This window comes from Streptomyces sp. NBC_00568 (assembly GCF_026341855.1).
In the GTDB taxonomy this organism is placed as follows: Bacteria; Actinomycetota; Actinomycetes; order Streptomycetales; family Streptomycetaceae; genus Streptomyces.
The window spans coordinates 2339938-2358630 of the sequence record NZ_JAPENW010000001.1; the positions used below are offsets into that span (position 1 = coordinate 2339938).

The 18693-nt window shown below is 70.3% G+C and carries 20 protein-coding genes and 3 tRNA genes; 6 read left to right on the plus strand and 17 right to left on the minus strand.

From position 1 onward, the window contains the following. Positions 1–149: 149 nt before the first annotated feature. Entirely contained in the window at positions 150–1169 is a 1020-nt protein-coding gene (locus OOK38_RS10020; RefSeq protein ID WP_266761700.1) for an adenosine deaminase, read from the plus strand. Positions 1170–1222: 53 nt separating this feature from the next. Here the strand turns inward: OOK38_RS10020 and OOK38_RS10025 are convergent, their stop codons facing one another. After that, the gene (locus tag OOK38_RS10025; RefSeq protein WP_266765805.1) at positions 1223–1846 is read right to left on the minus strand and encodes a TetR/AcrR family transcriptional regulator; all 624 of its coding nucleotides are present in this window, start codon (positions 1844–1846) and stop codon (positions 1223–1225) included. A 151-nt stretch (positions 1847–1997) separates the two neighbouring features. Here OOK38_RS10025 and OOK38_RS10030 point away from each other — a divergent pair, with 151 nt between their 5' ends. Then, a complete protein-coding gene (locus OOK38_RS10030; RefSeq protein WP_266761698.1) occupies positions 1998–2630 on the plus strand; it encodes an NAD(P)-dependent oxidoreductase in 633 nt (210 codons plus the stop codon). 47 nt (positions 2631–2677) lie between these two features. On the opposite strand, the gene OOK38_RS10035 is transcribed toward OOK38_RS10030, so the two are convergent. The 8 genes from OOK38_RS10035 to OOK38_RS10070 form a co-directional block, all read right to left on the minus strand. After that, on the minus strand, positions 2678–3733 hold the full coding sequence (locus tag OOK38_RS10035; protein WP_266761696.1) for a UDP-N-acetylmuramate dehydrogenase: 1056 nt from the start codon (positions 3731–3733) through the stop codon (positions 2678–2680). 152 nt (positions 3734–3885) lie between these two features. Continuing rightward, positions 3886–5334 carry a DHA2 family efflux MFS transporter permease subunit gene (locus tag OOK38_RS10040; protein WP_266765804.1) on the minus strand — a complete coding sequence of 483 codons (1449 nt, stop codon included), beginning with the start codon at positions 5332–5334 and terminating at the stop codon, positions 3886–3888. A 253-nt stretch (positions 5335–5587) separates the two neighbouring features. Next, positions 5588–6157: a TetR/AcrR family transcriptional regulator gene (locus OOK38_RS10045; protein WP_266761694.1), complete on the minus strand. Its 570-nt coding sequence runs from the start codon at positions 6155–6157 to the stop codon at positions 5588–5590. Positions 6158–6332: 175 nt separating this feature from the next. Continuing rightward, a complete protein-coding gene (locus OOK38_RS10050; protein ID WP_266761692.1) occupies positions 6333–6761 on the minus strand; it encodes a MaoC family dehydratase in 429 nt (142 codons plus the stop codon). A 1-nt stretch (position 6762) separates the two neighbouring features. Next, a complete protein-coding gene (locus OOK38_RS10055; protein ID WP_266761690.1) occupies positions 6763–7215 on the minus strand; it encodes a MaoC family dehydratase N-terminal domain-containing protein in 453 nt (150 codons plus the stop codon). 189 nt (positions 7216–7404) lie between these two features. Continuing rightward, the gene (gene rpmG, locus OOK38_RS10060) at positions 7405–7569 is read right to left on the minus strand and encodes a 50S ribosomal protein L33 (protein ID WP_003948671.1); all 165 of its coding nucleotides are present in this window, start codon (positions 7567–7569) and stop codon (positions 7405–7407) included. A gap of 87 nt (positions 7570–7656) precedes the next feature. Beyond that, a tRNA-Met gene (locus OOK38_RS10065) sits at positions 7657–7729 on the minus strand. Positions 7730–7775: 46 nt separating this feature from the next. Beyond that, positions 7776–7848: transfer RNA gene (locus OOK38_RS10070), tRNA-Thr, on the minus strand. A gap of 447 nt (positions 7849–8295) precedes the next feature. Between OOK38_RS10070 and OOK38_RS10075 the strand changes: the two genes are divergently transcribed. Continuing rightward, positions 8296–9546, plus strand: a complete 1251-nt coding sequence (locus OOK38_RS10075; RefSeq protein WP_266761688.1) for an amidohydrolase family protein — start codon at positions 8296–8298, stop codon at positions 9544–9546. Between the two features lie 415 nt (positions 9547–9961). Here OOK38_RS10075 and OOK38_RS10080 read toward each other — a convergent pair whose 3' ends face one another. Further along, complete coding sequence (locus OOK38_RS10080) at positions 9962–11059, minus strand: hypothetical protein (protein ID WP_266761687.1); 1098 nt, start codon at positions 11057–11059, stop codon at positions 9962–9964. 109 nt (positions 11060–11168) lie between these two features. Here OOK38_RS10080 and OOK38_RS10085 point away from each other — a divergent pair, with 109 nt between their 5' ends. Beyond that, positions 11169–11822: an SDR family oxidoreductase gene (locus tag OOK38_RS10085; RefSeq protein WP_266761685.1), complete on the plus strand. Its 654-nt coding sequence runs from the start codon at positions 11169–11171 to the stop codon at positions 11820–11822. A gap of 77 nt (positions 11823–11899) precedes the next feature. Here the strand turns inward: OOK38_RS10085 and OOK38_RS10090 are convergent, their stop codons facing one another. From OOK38_RS10090 to OOK38_RS10100, 3 genes are all read right to left on the minus strand, one after another. After that, a complete protein-coding gene (locus tag OOK38_RS10090; protein ID WP_266761684.1) occupies positions 11900–12112 on the minus strand; it encodes a hypothetical protein in 213 nt (70 codons plus the stop codon). A 326-nt stretch (positions 12113–12438) separates the two neighbouring features. After that, positions 12439–13266: a hypothetical protein gene (locus OOK38_RS10095; RefSeq protein WP_266761683.1), complete on the minus strand. Its 828-nt coding sequence runs from the start codon at positions 13264–13266 to the stop codon at positions 12439–12441. A 339-nt stretch (positions 13267–13605) separates the two neighbouring features. Next, a tRNA-Tyr gene (locus tag OOK38_RS10100) sits at positions 13606–13687 on the minus strand. A gap of 201 nt (positions 13688–13888) precedes the next feature. Between OOK38_RS10100 and OOK38_RS10105 the strand changes: the two genes are divergently transcribed. After that, positions 13889–14377 carry a YajQ family cyclic di-GMP-binding protein gene (locus OOK38_RS10105; RefSeq protein ID WP_266761681.1) on the plus strand — a complete coding sequence of 163 codons (489 nt, stop codon included), beginning with the start codon at positions 13889–13891 and terminating at the stop codon, positions 14375–14377. Between the two features lie 286 nt (positions 14378–14663). Here the strand turns inward: OOK38_RS10105 and OOK38_RS10110 are convergent, their stop codons facing one another. Then, entirely contained in the window at positions 14664–14930 is a 267-nt protein-coding gene (locus tag OOK38_RS10110; RefSeq protein ID WP_266761679.1) for a GlsB/YeaQ/YmgE family stress response membrane protein, read from the minus strand. Positions 14931–15109: 179 nt separating this feature from the next. Between OOK38_RS10110 and OOK38_RS10115 the strand changes: the two genes are divergently transcribed. After that, the gene (locus OOK38_RS10115) at positions 15110–16354 is read left to right on the plus strand and encodes an APC family permease (protein WP_266761677.1); all 1245 of its coding nucleotides are present in this window, start codon (positions 15110–15112) and stop codon (positions 16352–16354) included. A 4-nt stretch (positions 16355–16358) separates the two neighbouring features. Here the strand turns inward: OOK38_RS10115 and OOK38_RS10120 are convergent, their stop codons facing one another. The 3 genes from OOK38_RS10120 to htpX form a co-directional block, all read right to left on the minus strand. Next, a complete protein-coding gene (locus OOK38_RS10120) occupies positions 16359–16925 on the minus strand; it encodes an SMI1/KNR4 family protein (protein WP_266761675.1) in 567 nt (188 codons plus the stop codon). A gap of 287 nt (positions 16926–17212) precedes the next feature. Next, positions 17213–17605 (minus strand): YccF domain-containing protein, encoded by a 393-nt coding sequence (locus OOK38_RS10125; protein WP_266761673.1) that lies wholly within the window; start codon positions 17603–17605, stop codon positions 17213–17215. Beyond that, positions 17602–18465 (minus strand): zinc metalloprotease HtpX, encoded by an 864-nt coding sequence (gene htpX / locus OOK38_RS10130; protein ID WP_266761672.1) that lies wholly within the window; start codon positions 18463–18465, stop codon positions 17602–17604. The genes OOK38_RS10125 and htpX overlap by 4 nt, the downstream gene beginning before the upstream one ends. Positions 18466–18693 lie beyond the last annotated feature (228 nt).

The window sequence follows — 18693 nt, forward strand, 5'->3', positions numbered from 1 at the left end:
CGGGGCGCCGGTGACGTCTTCGCGCTCCACGCGCGCGTGCGGGGGCCGGCCACTCTTGGGAGTGGCCGGCCCCCGTTCGTTCGTTCGAGCAAGCCGCCGATCAGCGAAAGCGCTACCGGCACGACATCCGCGTACGGCAGGATCCTTGGATGGAGCGCGTACGTGATGTGAGTGAACTGCCGAAGGCCCATCTGCACCTGCACTTCACCGGGTCGATGCGGCACACCACCCTTCTGGAACTGGCCGACAAGTACGGCGTACGGCTGCCGGAGGCGCTGACCAGCGGGGAACCACCGAAGCTGCGGGCGACCGACGAGCGCGGCTGGTTCCGCTTCCAGCGCCTGTACGACGCCGCGCGGTCCTGCCTGAGAGAGCCCGAGGACATCCAGCGGCTGGTGCGCGAGGCCGCCGAGGAGGACATCAAGGACGGCTCCGGGTGGCTGGAGATCCAGGTCGACCCGACGTCGTACGCCCCGCGCCTCGGCGGTCTGATCGCGGCCCTGGAGGTCATCCTCGACGCGGTGGACTCGGCCGTGCGCGACACCGGACTCGGGATGCGCGTCCTGGTGGCCGCGAACCGTATGAAGCACCCGCTGGACGCCCGCACGCTGGCAAGGCTCGCCGTGCGGTACGCCGACCGGGGCATCGTCGGTTTCGGACTCTCCAACGACGAGCGACGGGGCATGGCGCGGGACTTCGACCGGGCCTTCGCCATCGCGCGGGAGGGCGGGCTGATGTCCGCGCCGCACGGCGGCGAGCTGACCGGGCCCGCCTCGGTCCGCGACTGCCTGGACGATCTCCACGCCTCGCGGATCGGCCACGGGGTGCGGGCCGCCGAGGACCCGCGGCTGCTGAAGCGCCTCGCGGACCGCGGGGTGACCTGCGAGGTGTGCCCCGCCTCGAACGTCGCCCTGGGCGTCTACGAGAAGCACGCCGACGTCCCCCTGCGAACTCTGTTCGAAGCCGGTGTGCCGATGGCCCTCGGCGCCGACGACCCGCTGCTCTTCGGTTCCCGCCTCGCCGCCCAGTACGAGATCGCCCGCCGCCACCACGCCTTCACGGACCCGGAGCTCGCCGAGCTGGCACGGCAGTCCGTCCGCGCGTCGGCCGCGCCGGAGGACGTCCGGGCGAAGCTCCTGTCCGGGATCGACGACTGGCTGACCTCGTAGGACCCGCTGACCTCGCAGGACCTAGTGACCTTGTGGGCCCGCCCCGGCGGGCCTCAGGCCCCCGCGGACTCCGCCGGGTTCCCGGGCGCGATCCCGGCGAGCAGGGTGCGGGCGAGCGCCGGGGCGAAGGTGTCCAGGGGCGGGGGCGCGCCCTCCGGGGTGGCGTCGTAGGCGAACGCGCGCTGCGCGCAGGCGCCGAGCAGGAGGGACGCGGCCGCGTAGGTGTCGGAGTCCGGCTGGATACGCCCGGCACGCTGCTCCGCCCGCAGATACGCGGCGACGCCCCGGATGGGCATGTGGGGGCCCGCGTCCATGGCCCGCATGGCGTCGTCGTGGCGGCGCTTGAGCTGCTTCTCCGCGTACAAGGAGGCGGCGATCGGGAAACTCTGCTCATAGAAGAGGGCCGCCTGGCGGGCGATCTCGGTGAGGTTCTCCTCCAGGGAGTGCTCCGCCGGCTCGGCCGTCAGCCGCTCCAGGAGAGGGCCGAGCTTGGGCAGCCGCTCCTGAAGGACCCAGATGAACAGCTCTTCCTTGCTCGCGAAGTACTTGTAGAGCGCGGCCTCGGAGCAGCCGGCCGCCCTGGCGATCTCCTTGGTCGTGGCGCGGGAGAGACCGAGGGTGAGCATGAGCTCGTGCGCCGCGTCGAGGATGCGGATCCTGGCCGGTTTCGACGGCATGGGCTCCGTGGCGGATTTCTGCTGCATGGGGCCCAAGGATTCCATGGCACACCCTCTCGGGGTTGACGGGTGGGTGAGTACTTACTCACTCTAGAAGAAGCACGGGTGAGTGAACACTCACCCACCCCATCTCCATCCAGCGGAGCAGGTCATGAAACTCACCGTTCTCGGTGCCACCGGAGGCATCGGCCAGGAGATCGTCCGCCAGGCCCTGGGCGCGGGCCACCAGGTCACGGCCGTCGTACGGGACCCCGCGCGGCTGACCGTCACAGGCGCGGGTCTGGAGGTGTTCCGCGCGGATCTCACCGACCCCCGGGCGCTGCGTCCCGCCGTCGCGGCCCGGGACGCGGTCCTGTCCGGCCTGGGCGCGCGCAGCCGCAAGGACGCCGGGGTCGCGGCCCGGCTCACGCGTACGGTGCTGGACGCCATGGAGGCGGAGCAGGTCCGGCGGCTGCTGGTGGTGAGCGCGAGTCCGGTCGGCCCCGCCGCCGAGGACGACGTGTTCGCCGACCGCGCCATGCGCAGGCTGATCTCCGGCATCCTCAAGGACGTCTACGCCGACCTGAGGGAGATGGAGGACGAGCTGGCGGCCAGTGCCACGGACTGGACTGCCGTCCGTCCGCCCCGGCTTCAGAACAAGCCGCTGACCGGCTCCTATCGCACGGTCGTGGGAGGCACCCCGCGGAAGAGCCGCTTCATCGCGCGCGCCGACGTGGCCCACGCGATGCTGGCGATGATCGACGACCCGGGGACGGTGAAGCAGGGCGTGGGCGTCGCCTACTGAGGATCAGGGCAGCAGCCGGGCGGGCCCGTGCGAGCCCGCCGGAGCTCCTAGAGGCTGGCGTTCACCGTCACCGGCTCGTTGACCAGGGTGATCCCGAAGGCGTCGTGGACACCCGCGACGACCTCCCGGGCCAGCGCGAGGAGATCCTCGGTGGTGGCCCCGCCCCGGTTCGTCAGGGCCAGCGTGTGCTTGGTGGAGATGCGGGCGGGCCCGGTTCCGTAGCCCTTGGTGAAGCCCGACTTGTCGATCAGCCAGGCCGCGGAGGTCTTGGTGTGCCCCTCCCCGGCCGGGTACGCGGGCGGTACGGCGTCGGCGCCGAGCCGCTCCTTCACGCGCGCGTGGAACGCGGCGAACGCCTCGTCCGGGAGGATCGGGTTGGTGAAGAACGACCCGGCGGACCAGGTGTCGTGGTCCTCGGGATCGAGCACCATGCCCTTGCCGGCCCGCAGCTTCAGGACGGTCTCGCGGGCGTCGCCGAGGGCCACGCGGTCGCCGGGCTCCACACCGAGCGCGCGGGCCGTCTCGGCGTACTTGACCGGCGCCGACAGCCCCCGCGCGTCCTCCAGCTCGAAGCGCACGCGCAGCACCACATGGCGGTCGGGCTCTGCCTTGAAGCGGCTGTGACGGTACGAGAAGACACACTCGGCGTTGGTCAGCGTGACCGTTTCCCGGGCGACCCGGTCATAGGCGATCACCTCGGTGATCGTCGACGACACCTCCTGGCCGTACGCGCCCACGTTCTGGATCGGAGTCGCGCCTGCGGAGCCGGGGATACCGGCGAGGCACTCGATCCCGGCGAGCCCGGCCTCGACGGTGCGGGCGACCGCGTCGGTCCACACCTCGCCCGCGGCCAGCTCCAGCCTCGTACCGTCGAGCGAGAAGCCCTTCGTGGCGATGCGCAGCGCGGTCCCGGCGAAGCCCTTGTCGCCGATGACCAGGTTCGATCCACCGCCGATGAGCAGCAGCGGCGTACCGGCGTCGTCGGCCTCGCGCACGGCGGCGACCACCTCGGCGTCGGTCGTGGCGGTGATCAGCCGGGCGGCCGGGCCGCCCAGGCGGAAGGTGGTCAGCGGGGCGAGCGGGGCATCGTGGAGTTCCTGCACGCGCCCAAGACTACGAGAAGGGGCGGGGTCGCCCGGCCACCGGTGCTCCGCGGGCATGCGAACGGCCCCGCCGGTGGGGCGGGGCCGTTCTGCCGGGGGCCTGACCGAGGCCGCTTCCCCGGGGGTTCGACCGGGTGACTTCGTCCCGGGCGTCAGCGGGAGGCGGATTCGAGGGCGGGAGCCGTGAGCGGGCCGCCGTCGAGCCGGTCCGCCTCGGGCGAGCCGGCCGCGAGGTCGTGCGCCGGGTCCTCGGCCGTCCCGGTCCGCGCCGCGGGCCGGGCGGCCGGGATGAACAGGGCCGCGACGCCCGCGAGGGCGACGACCGAGGCGCCGACCACGAGCGCGGGCCGCAGCCCGTCGATGAAGCTGTGCGCGGTCGCGTAGCCGCCCTGCGCCGAGAAGATCGAGGACATCACCGCGATACCGAGCGCGCCGCCCACCTCGCGCAGCGCGTTGTTGGCGCCGGAGGCGATGCCCTGCTCCTGGGGCCGGACGCTGGACATGACCAGGCTGGAGGCCGGGGCGAAGTAGAGGGACATCCCGACGCCGCTGATGATCAGCGCGGGCAGCTGGGAGGCGTACGAGGCGTCGGCGGCGACCACGGTGGCGTAGTACGCGAGCCCGATGGCCTGGAGGAAGAGCCCGGTGGCGACGACGGGACGGCCGCCGACGCGGTCGGACAGATAGCCGGCGACGGGCGCGACGAGCATCGGCATACCGGTCCACGGGAGCATCCGCAGCCCCGCCTCGGTCGGCGAGTAGCCGAGCACGCCCTGCATGTACTGGCTGAGCAGGAAGATCGAGCCGAACATCCCGAGGAACATCAGCAGGCTGGCCGCGTTGATCCCGGCGAAGGCGCGGGAGCGGAAGAGCCGCATCGGGAGCATCGGGTTCTTGGCCCGGGTGCCGTGGACGACGAATCCGGTGAGCAGCGCGGCACCCGCGAGCAGGCCGGTCAGGACGACCGGGCTGGTCCAGCCGTCGGCGGGCCCGCGGACCAGGCCGTACACGATCCCGAAGAGGCCGCCGCTGGCGAGCAGGGTGCCGGGGAAGTCGAGCCGGGCGCCGGTGCCGAACGACTCGGACAGCCGGAGCCGGGCGAGCGGGAGCACGGCGAGACCCAGCGGAACGTTCAGCCAGAAGATCCAGTGCCAGGAGACGTGCTCGGTGAGGCTGCCGCCGATGAGGGGCCCCGAGGCGACCGCGAGCCCGTTGACGGCACCCCAGATCCCGTACGCCATCCCGCGCTTGGCGGCCGGAACCGCGGCTGTCAGCAGGGTCAGGGTCAGCGGCATCATGATCGCCGCGCCGACGCCCTGGACCGCGCGGGCGGCGATCAGGGAGTCGATGCCGGGCGCCATGGCCGCAGCGGCGGAGGCGCCGGTGAAGACGCTCAGGCCGACGAGGAAGAGCCTGCGGCGGCCGAACCGGTCGCCGAGCGCCGCGCCGAACATCAGCAGGACGGCGAAGGTGAGCGTGTAGGCGCTCACGGTCCATTCCAGGTCGTCCATCCCTCCCCCGAGGTCCTCGCGGATGGAGGGCAGGGCGGTGGTGACGACGAGATTGTCGAGAGCTGCCATGAACCCGGCGACGCCGGTGATGACGAGGGCCCACCCTGCTCCGCCGCGCCGCCCGGCCGGTGCCGCGGCCGAATCCGCGGCCGCCGGGTCCGATCCCTCGGGCGGTTCCGTAGCCGGTGCCGGGTCCGGTGCCGCAGATCCGTTCTTCGCTGTCCGTGCCGTCCGCTGAGACATCGCTCCCCCAGAAGGTGATGTGATCGCTATCGATGGTTAGTTATTGATGACTAACTTTTGCGCTCATGAAAGGGCGCCGAACCCCGCCCACCCCGTCGCACTACTTCTCCAGCCGGCCCGTGACCCGCGCCGACGGATAGAGCCCTTCCCAGACCCGGTGCTCGGGCGGGAACCCCATCGACACCAGGCAGTTGACGAGCATTCCGTACGCCATGAAGGTCGCGGTCTCGTCCACGTCGGCCCCGAGCGGCACGTGAACCGTGTCCCAGAGCCGCATCCAGCCGGCCCGGACCGCCTCGCCGAGCTCGCGATCGCCGGCCTCCTCGGCGGCCGCCACCGCGACGTACATCTGCATCTGCATCAGCAGCCGCTCCGGATGCTCCGCGATCACGCTGACGTAGGCCCTCGCCATCGCATGCAGGGCCTCTTCGCCCTCCAGCCCCTCGGCGGCCTCCTCGAAGGTGTGCCGGGCGAGCTCCATGCAGTGCTCGGCGGCCGCCAGGAAGATCGCCTTCTTGCCCGGGAAGAGCCGGAAGAGGTACGGCTGCGAGACGCCCACGCGCTTGGCGATCGCCTCGGTGGACGTGCCGTAGTAGCCGCCGCGGGCGAACTCGATCATCGCCGCGCGAATGACGCTCTCGCGCCTCTCCTCTGCGCTCATCCTGACCATGCGGCTAAGTTAGTACTCAATCACTAACTAAGTCAAGGGGTACGAATCCTGGGCGCCTGCCTCGCGGAGCCCGGCTCGTGGAACGCGGAGCTCCTGAAGCGAGGCCCTGGGGCCGCCACAACGGGACGAGTAAGGGGCGCCCGCAATGGCGGACGCCCCTTACTCGGCCTTCGGATCAAGCCAGTCGTACGACCGCTCGTGACATCCCCAGCACCTTCTGTCCGTCGCTGGTCGCCGTGAGGTCGACGCGGACGGTGTTGTCGTCGAGCTTGACCGCGACCTTGCCGCTGACCTCGATCGTGGCGCCCTTGTCGTCGTTCGGGACGACGACGGGCTTGGTGAAGCGGACGCCGTACTCGAGGACCGAGCCCGGGTCGCCGACCCAGTCGGTGACCACACGGATCGCCTCGGCCATGGTGAACATGCCGTGCGCGATGACGTCGGGAAGGCCCACCTCGACCGCGAACTTCTCGTTCCAGTGGATCGGGTTGAAGTCCCCGGAGGCCCCCGCGTACTGCACGAGGGTGGCACGCGTCACGGAAAACGTCTGGGCCGGCAGCTCGGTGCCGACCTCGACGTCCGCGTAAGAGATCTTCGCCGTCATGTCAGCCCACCTCCGCCGCACGGGACACGAGCTTCGTGATGGCCGTCACGACGTGCTCGCCCGCCTCGTCGTGGACCTCGCCACGGATGTCCAGGATGTCGTTGCCCGCGAGGGACTTGATCGCCTCGATGGTCGAGGTGACCGTGAGCCGGTCACCCGCGCGCACCGGGCGGGTGTACGCGAACTTCTGGTCGCCGTGCACCACCCGGCTGTAGTCGAGGCCCAGTTGCGGGTCCTGGACGACCTGGCCCGCGGCCTTGAATGTGATGGCGAACACAAAAGTCGGCGGGGCGATCACATCGGGGTGCCCGAGCGCACGTGCGGCCTCGGGGTCCGTGTACGCAGGGTTACTGTCCCCCACGGCCTCCGCGAACTCGCGGATCTTCTCCCGGCCGACCTCATAGGGGTCGGTGGGCGGGTAGGACCGCCCTACGAAGGACTGGTCGAGCGCCATGGGCTCGGCACCTCCTGGTTGTCGTCGCCGCACTGGTTGTCTCAGCTGGAGCGACCGTCTTAGCCGGACGGCCTATCTTCGCTCTAAACCACGGGGTCCACGCATGACGCCTGGCCCGCGCCGGACATCGGTTCCACAACGACGCGAGGCCGCCCCCCGAAGGGGACGGCCTCGTGTACGAGCCTGAAATTATCGCGTTTCGCGGTGCGCGGTGTGCGCGTTGCAACGCGGGCAGTGCTTCTTCATCTCCAGTCGGTCCGGGTTGTTACGCCGGTTCTTCTTGGTGATGTAGTTCCGCTCCTTGCACTCCACGCAGGCCAGCGTGATCTTCGGGCGGACGTCGGTGGCAGCCACAGGAGTGCTCCTTGACGAACGGATGGGACATTAACGCATAGAAGAGTAGCCGATCGAAGGACCGACCCCACAATCGGCTACTGTCAGTAGCGGTGACCGGACTTGAACCGGTGACACAGCGATTATGAGCCGCTTGCTCTACCGACTGAGCTACACCGCTGAGATGCGATCGGGTCCCGCCTTGCGACGGGAACCTCTCGCACCAGAGCCCCAATACGGAATCGAACCGTAGACCTTCTCCTTACCATGGAGACGCTCTACCGACTGAGCTATTGGGGCGAGCGATGAAGACATTACACGGTCCTCCGCCGATCGCCCAAATCCGTTTCGCGGCACCCGCCCCGGCCTGTTCCCACGGGCTTCCCCAGGCGTTCCCAGAACCCCTCACCGGCCCCTCGGACCCCCTGCGTCACACGGGGTGACAGCCCTCCGGCCGCCTTCGGACACCGGGCTGAACGGGCAGCCGAGGGAAGGGCCGGACAGCCGGAGGGCACGGGCAGTGGACGGAGGGCGGCGGGGCGGGCCGGTGCGCGCGACGGGTCGGGGACCGGCCCGGCCCCGGGACGGCCGGTCCCCGACCCGTCGACGGGCCACACCGGTACGACTATTGCGCTCCTCCCCGACGTTGACGGGTCGCCGCCCTAGGCTCGACTCACGCTGCGTGATCTTGTCTCCCCACGCTCCGTAGTCGTCCCTCCCGCAGCCGCCCCGAGCCCCAGGAGTGCGATGCCCGACAGTCAGCAGCAGCCGCCCCACTCCTCGGCGGGACAGACCGACACGGCCGCACTCCTGCTGTGCGGGGCGCGGCTCACCGACGGCCGGGCCGTGGACGTACGGCTGGGCGGTGGGCGTATCGAGGCGGTCGGTACCGCCGGGAGCCTCGCGGCGGGTGCCTCGGGGGCTCTCGCCACGAAGGTGGACCTCGACGGCTACCTCCTGCTGCCCGCCCCCGCCGAGGCCCACGCGCACAGCGACACGGCCCTGGCGGCCGACGGCGACGGCCCTCTGGCGTACGACGACCAGGAGATCCAGCGCCGGGCCACCGAAGCCGCGCTGCTGCAACTCGGCCACGGCGCCACGGCGTTGCGGTCCCATGTGCGCGTCGGAGACGTACAGGGGCTGGACGCGCTGGCGGCGGTGCTTCAGGTACGGCGGTCGCTGCGGGGGCTCGCGGAGCTGACGACGGTGGCGATGCCGCGGCTGCTGACGGGCGCGGCCGGCGCCGACGGGCTCGCGATGCTGCGGGACGCGCTGAAGATGGGCGCTACGGTGGTGGGCGGCTGCCCGGACGCGGACCCCGATCCGACGGGGTACGTGGAGGCGGTCCTGGAGCTCGCCTCCGAACACGGCTGCCCGGTCGATCTGCACACGGACGCCGCCGATCCCGCCCGGCTCGCCCGACTCGTGGCGATGGCGGGCGGCTTGCGGCCCGGGGTGACGCTCGGCCCGTGCGGCGGGCTCGGCCGGCTGCCCGTCGAGGTGGCCTCCCGCGCCGCGGACCAACTGGCCGCGGCCGGAGTGACGGTGGTGTGCCTGCCGCAGGGCGGCTGCGGGTCGGCGGACCGGCGCGGCACCGCTCCCGTACGGCTGTTGCGGGCGGCCGGAGTCCGGGTCGCGGCCGGCAGTGGCGCCCTGCGCGACCTGTCCAACCCGGTGGGACGCGGGGACCCGCTGGAGGCCGCCTACTTGCTGGCCTCGCGGTACGGGCTGCGCCCCGAGGACGCGTACGACACGGTGAGTTGTGCCGCCCGGGCCGCCCTCGGACTGCCCGAGGTCCGCGTGGAGGCCGGATTCCCGGCGGAGTTGCTCGCCGTACGCGGGGACCGGCTCTCGGGGGTGCTGTCGCTCGCGTACAGCCGGATCGTGGTGCACCGGGGGCGCGTGGTGGCGCGGACGAGCGCGGTGCGGGAGTACTGCAACTCGGCCGCCGAGCCGGGGATGGAACTGCCTCGGCAGGGACGCGGAGAGCCGTCGTAGCCGGTGCGGAACGCGAGGCGGACGCTGGCTCTGGCTCTGGCTCTGGCTCTGGCTCTGGCTCTGGCTCTGGCTCTGGCTCTGGCTCTGGCTCTGGCTCTGGCTCTGGCTCTGGCTCTGGCTCTGGCTCTGGCTCTGGCTCTGGCTCTGGCTCTGGCTCTGGCTCTGGCTCTGGCTCTGGCTCTGGCTCTGGCTCTGGCTCTGGCTCTGGCTCTGGCTCTGGCTCTGGCTCTGGCTCTGGCTCTGGCTCTGGCTCTGGCTCTGGCTCTGGCTCTGGCTCTGGCTGCCGGAACGGCGGTCGCGCGTATGAGGGTGCGCGGCACCGCACGCCGAACGCGGCACCGCACGCCGAAGGAGGACGGCCCCGCGAGCGTGGAGGTCGTTGTACGCCCTCCACGCCCGCGGGACAGGCCTACCTCTAGAACCCGCCGCCGCCCAGGAGGGCACCGCCCAGCGAGCCGCCCCCGGGGACCTTGTCCACGGGCATCTCCGTGGCCCCCGACGGCGCGCTGACGTCACCCGCCTTTGAGAACTTCAGGACGAGCGGCAGCTTGGTGCCCTTCTGACCGTCGGCGAGGACGGCCAGGTCGACCTTGATCTGCCGGAGGTCACCGTTCTTCAGCGTGAAGTCGACGGCGACCTTCTTGTTCGGAGCGTCCTTGAGGTCCTTCGCCGTGGGGAGTTCCGCGCCTTCGGGAAGGTCGTCCTGCAACGGCCGGAGCTTGTCGAAGACACCGGTGAGCAGGTCACGGAAGTTGCCCTTGGCGACGACGTGCTCGACGCCGTCGGCGCCGCTCTTGGTCCGGAAGGTGACCTCGTGGGCGATGACACGGCTCACGGCGTCGAGGATCTTCTTCTGGGTCTTGGCGTCGATGTCGTCGGCACCGGCCCCCTTCGAAGCGCCACCGGCGGCCTTCCGGGAACTCTCCAGCTTCTTGGTGTCGACCTTCACCCAGTCGCCTTCGAGGACCTTCTTCATCTCCTTCTCGCTCGGGGGAAGGTCGTCGGCCGACGGCATGGGAAAGCCCATCGCCTTGCCGACGGCCTTCATGTCCGCGCGGTAGTACGTGAAGTCGCCGACGACCCGGTACTCGGCCAGGACGCCGTCGGCCCCCGCGATCTTCATGCTCGTCCCGATGAGGTCCTTCTCGCCCGAATCCGCCAGCGGCTTCTTGGACTTGACGGAGACATCGACGCGCAGCCCGCTGAGGAACTTCGCGAACTCCGGCGGAAGGGCCTCGTCGGGACCGGACTCGCCCGCCAGCGTGTTGATCGCGGCGGCATCGGCGTCGAGGTCCAACTGGAAGGCGAGGGACTTCTGTTCGCCGAGCCGGTCGACGGCGTGGTCCACCTTCTGCCCGGCCGTGAGGTTCTCGACCGTGCCGCAGGCGGCCGCCGTGGCGAGGATGACAGCGGTGCAGCCGGTCGCGATGACGGTCTTGCGTATGACGGTGATGATGGTCTCCTCTACGACGCCGTACGGGCCCGCACGGCGTTCTTTCGTTCGCGTGTTCACTCGCTCTCGCGGTGATCACCCGTACTTCCACAGTGATCACCCATGTGACTCACGAGTTGCCCACAGGGTTGTGCGGCGAACGCGCTCATCCGGGCGTACGGTCGGGAACATGCGCATTGTCATCGCTGGTGGTCATGGTCAGATCGCGCTGCGGCTGGAGCGGCTGCTCTCCGCGCGAGGGGACGAGGTCGCGGGGATCATCCGCCGTGCCGAACAGGGCGACGATCTCCGGGCGGCCGGCGCCGAGCCGGTCCTGTGCGATCTGGAGTCGGCGTCGGTGGAGGAGGTCGCCGCGCACCTGCAGGGCGCGGACGCGGCCGTCTTCGCGGCGGGCGCGGGCCCGGGCAGCGGAGTGGACCGCAAGGAGACGGTGGACAAGGGCGCCGCGATCCTGTTCGCGGACGCCGCGGAACGGGCGGGCGTACGCCGGCACGTGGTCGTCTCCTCGATGGGCGCGGACCCGGCTCACCCGGGCGACGACATCTTCGACGCGTATCTGCGAGCCAAGGGCGAGGCCGACGCGTACGTACGGCGTACGGGCCTGGACTGGACGATCCTGCGTCCCGGCAGCCTGATCGACGACGCCGGGACCGGCCTCGTACGCCTGGAGGCCTCCACCGGCCGCGGCATGATCCCCCGCGACGACGTCGCCGCGATCCTCGCGGAACTGGTCGACACTCCGGCGACGACCGGTCTGACCCTGGAAGCGGTCAGCGGCTCGACACCGATCTCGGTCGCGGTGAAGTCGGTGGCGGGCAACTAGCCCACATCCCGTCCCGGTGCCGGGGGCGTACCAGTGGCGGTGCCGGTGGCGGTGGCGGTGGCGGTGGCGGTGGCGGTTCAGAACAGCGGGAGCTGGCCGGGGAATTCCGGGACGGTGTACCCGTCCAGCGCGGGCTGCGCCGCCCCGATGAGGGCCTGCCGGCGCGAACCGGGGCACGAGACCAGTTCCCCGCTCCCCCGCGCGCCGGGCGGATCGTGCCGGGCGAACCGCCCCGCGACGACGGCGATCTCCCGACGGCACTCGGGGCAGTTCCTGCGACGCGATGACATGGGATCAGTGTGCCCCGAGGGTCCCGACTTCCGTCGCCGCGCCCGTCACAGACGGCCGCGGCGGTGCGGGCGTACGGCCCGTCCAAATGCTCGGACGGGCCGTACCGATGCTCGGACGGGCCGTACGGTGGGGGTCGAGTCCGCCCGCGCGGCGACGACCGGCGTTCCGTCCGGCAACATCGTGTCGATGCGCCCATCTGCCCCACAGGCACCCCATCGACTGCCGCCGAGCCGACCGCAGTGGGGAAACGCGGACTAGGCGGTTTGACGGGGGTCGTGCTCGCCAGGGCCGAGGTGGGTGAGATCCCGCTCCCGCGCCGTGGGCGTCAACTCACGTCGACGTAATCGGCCGCGCTGGTGGCGACGCCGGTCGTGGAGTTGCCGTAGTACACCCAGCGGTAGTAGCCGTCGACCGAGGCGGTGACCGTGGCCTTCAAGCCCCCGGTGCTGCTGGTGGTGGCCTTCTTGACCGTCTTGAAAGCGTCGGCACCCTTGGCGCGGAACTGGAGACTGACCGTACGGCCGCTGTAAGCGTCGTACTTCTTCGTGCCCCAGTTCGCCCGGGTCACCTTGCCCGTGACAGTGATCGACTTGCCCTTGGTGACCGGCTCCGGCGAGGCGTTGGTGGTTGCCTTGGCGGCGCGCTTGAGCTGAGCGGTCGTGGACCGCGTCTCCCGTTCCCCGGTCTTGAGGCCGCCGTCGGCCTTCCACAGCTTCAGCGAGACGCCGACCTTCCAGGTCGTGGCGTCGCTGTTGGAGTCGACGTGCTCCTGGCTCGGGTGCGGGTCGATGTAGAGGTTGCCCTCGCAGCGAGCGTGCTTGGAGTCGATCTCATAGCAGGTGTAGCTGCCCGGCTGAATGAAATTCTCTCCCGTGTCGGCCGCCGTCGTGATGCTGCCGCGGTAGAGGAAGGGGTACGCGTCGTAGCGGGAGGGGTCGTCAGTGCTGTACCCGGAAGGCAGCGCGATGTTGAAACTGATGGGCGGCTCCACCTCCTTCGTCGTGCCGACGACGATCGGCTTGCCGTTGTTGATGACGATGTCCGACACGGTGATACCGGTGTCCGCCGCCTGAGCCGTCGGCGCGTTCAGCACCGAGAACCCCAGCGCCCCAACGAGCGTGGCCACCGCGACGGTTCGTCTGCCTGTCTTCATTCACACCTCTTCAGGAGGATGCCGTTGCAAGAACCGGCAGCCTATCTGGCAGGTACATGGCCTCTGCTCTCCGACCGTCCGGCTCACCACTCCGCAGCCCATCCCTCCCGCCTTACTCGGAGTCGTGACCCCGACGTTCGAGAAGGACGTCACAACGGCATGCCGGACCCCCGAGTCGTCCGCACCGCGCTGTACAGCTGGGCCTTCAACAGGAACCCCATCCCGAGATACAGCGTTCGAACGCGAGGCTGCGTGAGACAACAAACTGATCGGCAGGGGGGTATGACTAAGGGCCCGTGACCTGCTGTTTAGGCAGGTCACGGGCCCTTGGTTCCCGGGTGGCGGCGCGTGGATTCGAACCACGGAAGGCTAAGCCGGCAGATTTACAGTCTGCTCCCTTTGGCCGCTCGGGCACACCGCCGGGGATGCTGCCCCTGAGCCCCGCTTCTGCGGTGCTCCCTGGCAACGACGTAAACGATACCTGATGCCCGGGGATGCTTCGCCACCCAATTGATCGACGCTTGGGGGGAGGGGGGTGGCTAGGCTTATGCGGATGCGGCCGGAGGCCTACGCAGGGCTCGACGGCCGCCCCTACGCACCCCGATACAAGGAGCCACAGGACATGGCCGACTCCAGTTTCGACATCGTCTCGAAGGTCGAGCGGCAGGAGGTCGACAACGCCCTCAACCAGACCGCCAAGGAGATCTCGCAGCGCTACGACTTCAAGAACGTCGGCGCCTCCATCTCCTGGTCCGGCGAGAAGATCCTCATGGAGGCGAACTCCGAGGAGCGGGTGAAGGCCGTCCTCGATGTGTTCGAGACCAAGCTGATCAAGCGCGGCATCTCGCTGAAGGCGCTGGACGCCGGTGAGCCCCAGCTCTCCGGCAAGGAGTACAAGATCTTCGCGACGATCGAGGAGGGCATCTCCCAGGACAACGCGAAGAAGGTGGCGAAGATCATTCGCGACGAGGGCCCCAAGGGCGTGAAGGCCCAGGTGCAGGGCGACGAGCTGCGCGTCAGCTCGAAGAGCCGTGACGACCTGCAGGCCGTTCAGGCTCTCCTCAAGGGCAAGGACTTCGACTTCGCCCTGCAGTTCGTGAACTACCGGTAGAACGCCTGGGAGAACTCCTGGCAGAACGCCTGGTGACCCGTCCCGCACGCCGGGCGCCGACACGCTTCGCCAGTACCTCGCCGACCCGCCTCAGGGCCCGGGTCGCTGCGGGCGGTTCCTGCCGGGGTGTTCCTGTCGGGGCGGGTCATTGCCCGGGGCGTTTCGTCCCGCGGTACGAGGAAGCAGGAAGCGGCCGCGGGAGTGGCCGCCGCACGAGGAAGGGTGGGCACCCGGGGTGTCCACCCTTCTCGTCTGCCGGCCGTGGTCCGGCCCCGGCGGTGCGCGCTCAGCGGCGCGAGTCGCCGAACAGGATGCGGTAGACGATCAGCAGCACGAGCGCACCGCCGATGGCGGCGGCCCAGGTGGCACCGTCGTAGAACTGCTTGGTGATGGGGTGGTCCAGCCAGCGGGCCGATATCCAGCCGCCTATGAACGCGCCCGCGACGCCGATGACGGTCGTTCCGATGAAGCCTCCCGGGTCGCGCCCCGGGAGCAGGAACTTGGCGATGGCGCCGGCCAGCAGCCCCAGAATGATCCAGCTGATGATGCCCATGTCCCGAACCTGCCCTTCCGCGCTGTGCTCACGCTGTCCCGGCCCTGTGAACTCGACCCTGCCGGGCCGTGCCCCGGCTGTCCGTGTCCGGTGCGGGTCGAACGCGTGCCGGTGCTGTGTTGATGAACAGGACGTAGCCACGGCTCCCACCGGTTGCAGTGATCAGTAAGGTGCGGCGCATGACGCCGTCCAGTCCCGAATTGCACCGCACGCTAGGAGTCGGTGACGCCGTGGTCGTCGGGCTCGGCTCGATGATCGGTGCCGGGATCTTCGCCGCGCTCGGCCCCGCCGCGCGGGCGGCTGGATCCGGGCTGCTGCTCGGACTCGCCCTCGCCGCGGTCGTCGCCTACTGCAACGCGATGTCCTCGGCACGGCTGGCCGCCCTGTACCCCGCTTCCGGCGGCACGTACGTCTACGGGCGTGAGCGGCTGGGCCCCTTCTGGGGGTATCTGGCGGGCTGGTCGTTCATCGTCGGCAAGACGGCCTCGTGCGCGGCGATGGCGCTCACCGTGGGCGCGTACGTCTGGCCGTCACACGCGCACGTGGTGGCGGTCGCGGCCGTGGTCGCGCTGACCGCCGTGAACTACGGCGGTATGCAGAAGTCGGCCTGGCTGACGCGGGTGATCGTGGCGGTGGTCCTGGCGGTCCTCGCTTCCGTGGTGGTCGGGTGCCTCGGTTCCGACGCCGCCGATGCCGGGCGGCTGGGCATCGGACTGTCGTCGGGCGCGGGCGGGGTGCTTCAGGCGGCCGGTCTGCTGTTCTTCGCGTTCGCCGGGTACGCGCGCATCGCGACGCTCGGCGAGGAGGTACGCGATCCGGCGCGCACCATTCCGCGCGCGATCCCGTTGGCCCTGGGCATCGCGCTCGCGGTGTACGCGGCGGTCGCTGTCGCCGTCCTTTCGGTGCTCGGGTCGGCGGGACTGGGGCTTGCCCCGGCGCCGCTGGCGGACGCCGTGCGGGCAGCCGGGCTGCCGGGGCTCGTGCCGGTGGTGCGGGTGGGGGCCGCGGTGGCCGCGCTCGGCTCCCTTCTCGCCCTGATCCTGGGTGTCTCGCGGACCACGCTGGCCATGGCCCGCGACCGTCATCTGCCGGGCGCCCTGGCCGCCGTGCATCCACGCTTCCAGGTTCCGCACCGGGCGGAACTGGCCGTGGGCGTGGTGGTCGCCGCGCTGGCCGCGACCGTGGATGTGCGCGGCGCGATCGGTTTCTCCTCCTTCGGTGTGCTGGCGTACTACGCGATCGCCAACGCCTCCGCCTGGACGCTGAGTCCGGCCCCGGCGTCGCGGGTCGTTCCGGTGCTGGGTCTCCTCGGGTGCGTGACGCTGGCCTGTGCCCTGCCTGGTGTCTCGGTGGTCGTGGGGGCGGCCGTCCTGGCGGTGGGCGCGGCGGCCTACGGCGTACGGCTGTGGGCGGCTTCGCGCTAGTGGGTCAGGAGGCCCGGGTCGCCGTCGTACGTATGTGGAAGTCGGGCCAAGGGGGGAGGTCCGCGCCGTCGTGGGACTCCTCGTACCAGCCGGTTCCGTCGAGCCAGGCGCGCAGCCAGGTCGCGAGGTCGGGTGCGTCCACGTACCAGGCGTGGTCGGCCTCGTCGGCGTTCGGCTCGTAGAGCAGGACCGTGGCGTCGGGGCTCCGGCAGTCCACGCACGCGTACATCCCGCAGCCCCAGTGGGATATCGGCAGGACGCCCTCGGGCCATGGCCAGTCGGGGTCCTTGCGGCCGCTCTCGCGGCTGGCGAGGTACTGCGGAACGACCGCCGGCTCGCCCGACGGCGGGCCGTCGAGCAAGGGCAACAGGCCGTATTCCGGACCGAATCCGCCGTCCCCGATCCGCAGGTAGAGCGAGGCGAGCAGCGCGGGCAGCGGGAAGCCGAGGACGGCCTCGGCACGGGCGACCTCGGCCGTGTCCACGGGCGCGGGCAGTGAAGGCCAGCCCCATGGGCGGGTGTTGCGGGCCTGCGTGGCAACCCGTGCCAGCAACTGCTCGATTTCGGTCATGGGTTCATCATGCAGCGCGCCACTGACAATCGGGCAGCCTGTGGACAGCCCTCACGCCGGACGGACATCGAGGCCGTTTTCGGCGAGGAAGGCGAGGAGTTCCTCGAAGGTCGGCGGGCGTAGCCGGTACGCCGGGGGACGCCGAGGAAGGTGCGGGCGATGTCCGCGGACTGCCGGACGAGCGAGAAGGGCGGTTCGGCGCCGCAGCGCCTCGCAGGCAGTCGTTCGGTGTGTCCAGGCACCGGCCGAGGCAAGGCGCTTCGACCGGCCGTCCCCGCTTCCACCCGCTAGCGCGTCGCGAACGGCTGGTCCGTGGGCACGACTTCGCGTCCCAGCGGGAACAGCGAGATCGGGATGAGCTTGAAGTTGGCGATGCCGAACGGGATGCCGATGATCGTGATGCACATCGCGATGCCCGTGACGACGTGGGCCAGGGCGAGCCACCAGCCCGCCAGCACCAGCCACAGGACGTTGCCGACGCAGGACGGCGCGCCCGCGTCGTGGCGCTCCACCGTCGTATAGCCGAAGGGCCACAGGGCGTAGAGCCCGATACGGAAGGCGGCGATGCCGAACGGGATGCCGATGATGGTGATGCACAGGATGATGCCTGCGAGCAGGTACCCGAGGAACAGCCAGAAGCCGCTCAGGATGAGCCAAATGACGTTCAGAATTGTCTTCACTGGTGACGACCTGCCATCTGCTCGAGCCGGGCGATACGCTCCGCCATCGGCGGATGCGTGGAGAACATCTTCGACATTCCCTGTCCCGGGCGGAATGGGTTCGCGATCATCATGTGGCTCGCGGTCTCGATGCGCGGCTCGGGAGGCAGCGGCAGCTGCTTGGTGCCGGCGTCGAGCTTGCGCAGCGCGCTCGCGAGGGCGAGGGGGTCGCCGGTGAGCTGGGCACCGGACGCGTCCGCCTCGTACTCCCTGGAGCGGCTGATCGCGAGCTGGATGAGGGAAGCGGCGAGCGGGCCCAGAATCATGACCAGGAGCATCCCGAGAATGCCGGGACCGTCGTCGTCATTGGAGCGGCCGATCGGGATCAGCCAGGCGAAATTGACCAGGAACATGATCACCGAGGCGAGGGCGCCGGCCACGGACGAGATCAGGATGTCGCGGTTGTAGACGTGACTGAGCTCGTGGCCGATGACGCCGCGCAACTCGCGCTCGTCCAGGATGCGCAGGATCCCCTCGGTGCAGCACACGGCCGCGTTGCGCGGGTTGCGGCCCGTCGCGAACGCGTTCGGCGCCTCCGTCGGTGAGATGTACAGGCGCGGCATGGGCTGGCGTGCCTGGGTGGAGAGATCGCGGACCATGCGGTACAGGGCCGGGGCCTCGAACTCGCTCACCGGGCGGGCGCGCATCGCGCGTAGAGCCAGTTTGTCGCTGTTCCAGTACGCGTACGCGTTCGTCCCGAGCGCGATGAACAGCGCGACGATCAGGCCGGTGCGCCCGAAGAAGCTGCCGATGACGATGATGAGTGCGGACAGTCCCCCGAGAAGTACGGCTGTCCTGAGCCCGTTGTGCCGGCGGTGCACGGTACGCCCTCCAAGTGGTGCGGCAGGGGAACCCTTTGCTTGCTGATGCTCTGCTTCCACTCTTCAGTGGACCCTCCCGTACTGGTCAACGCCAGACGGAGAGCACTAGTTCCCTTGTGCGCACGGCCTGGAACGTGGGCCGTCCGGGTGAATCGAACGGTGGTCCACGCGCGCGCGTGCCTCTTGGCCGGGGTGGAGAAACCGGGTTGTCCCGGGCGGCGGAACCGG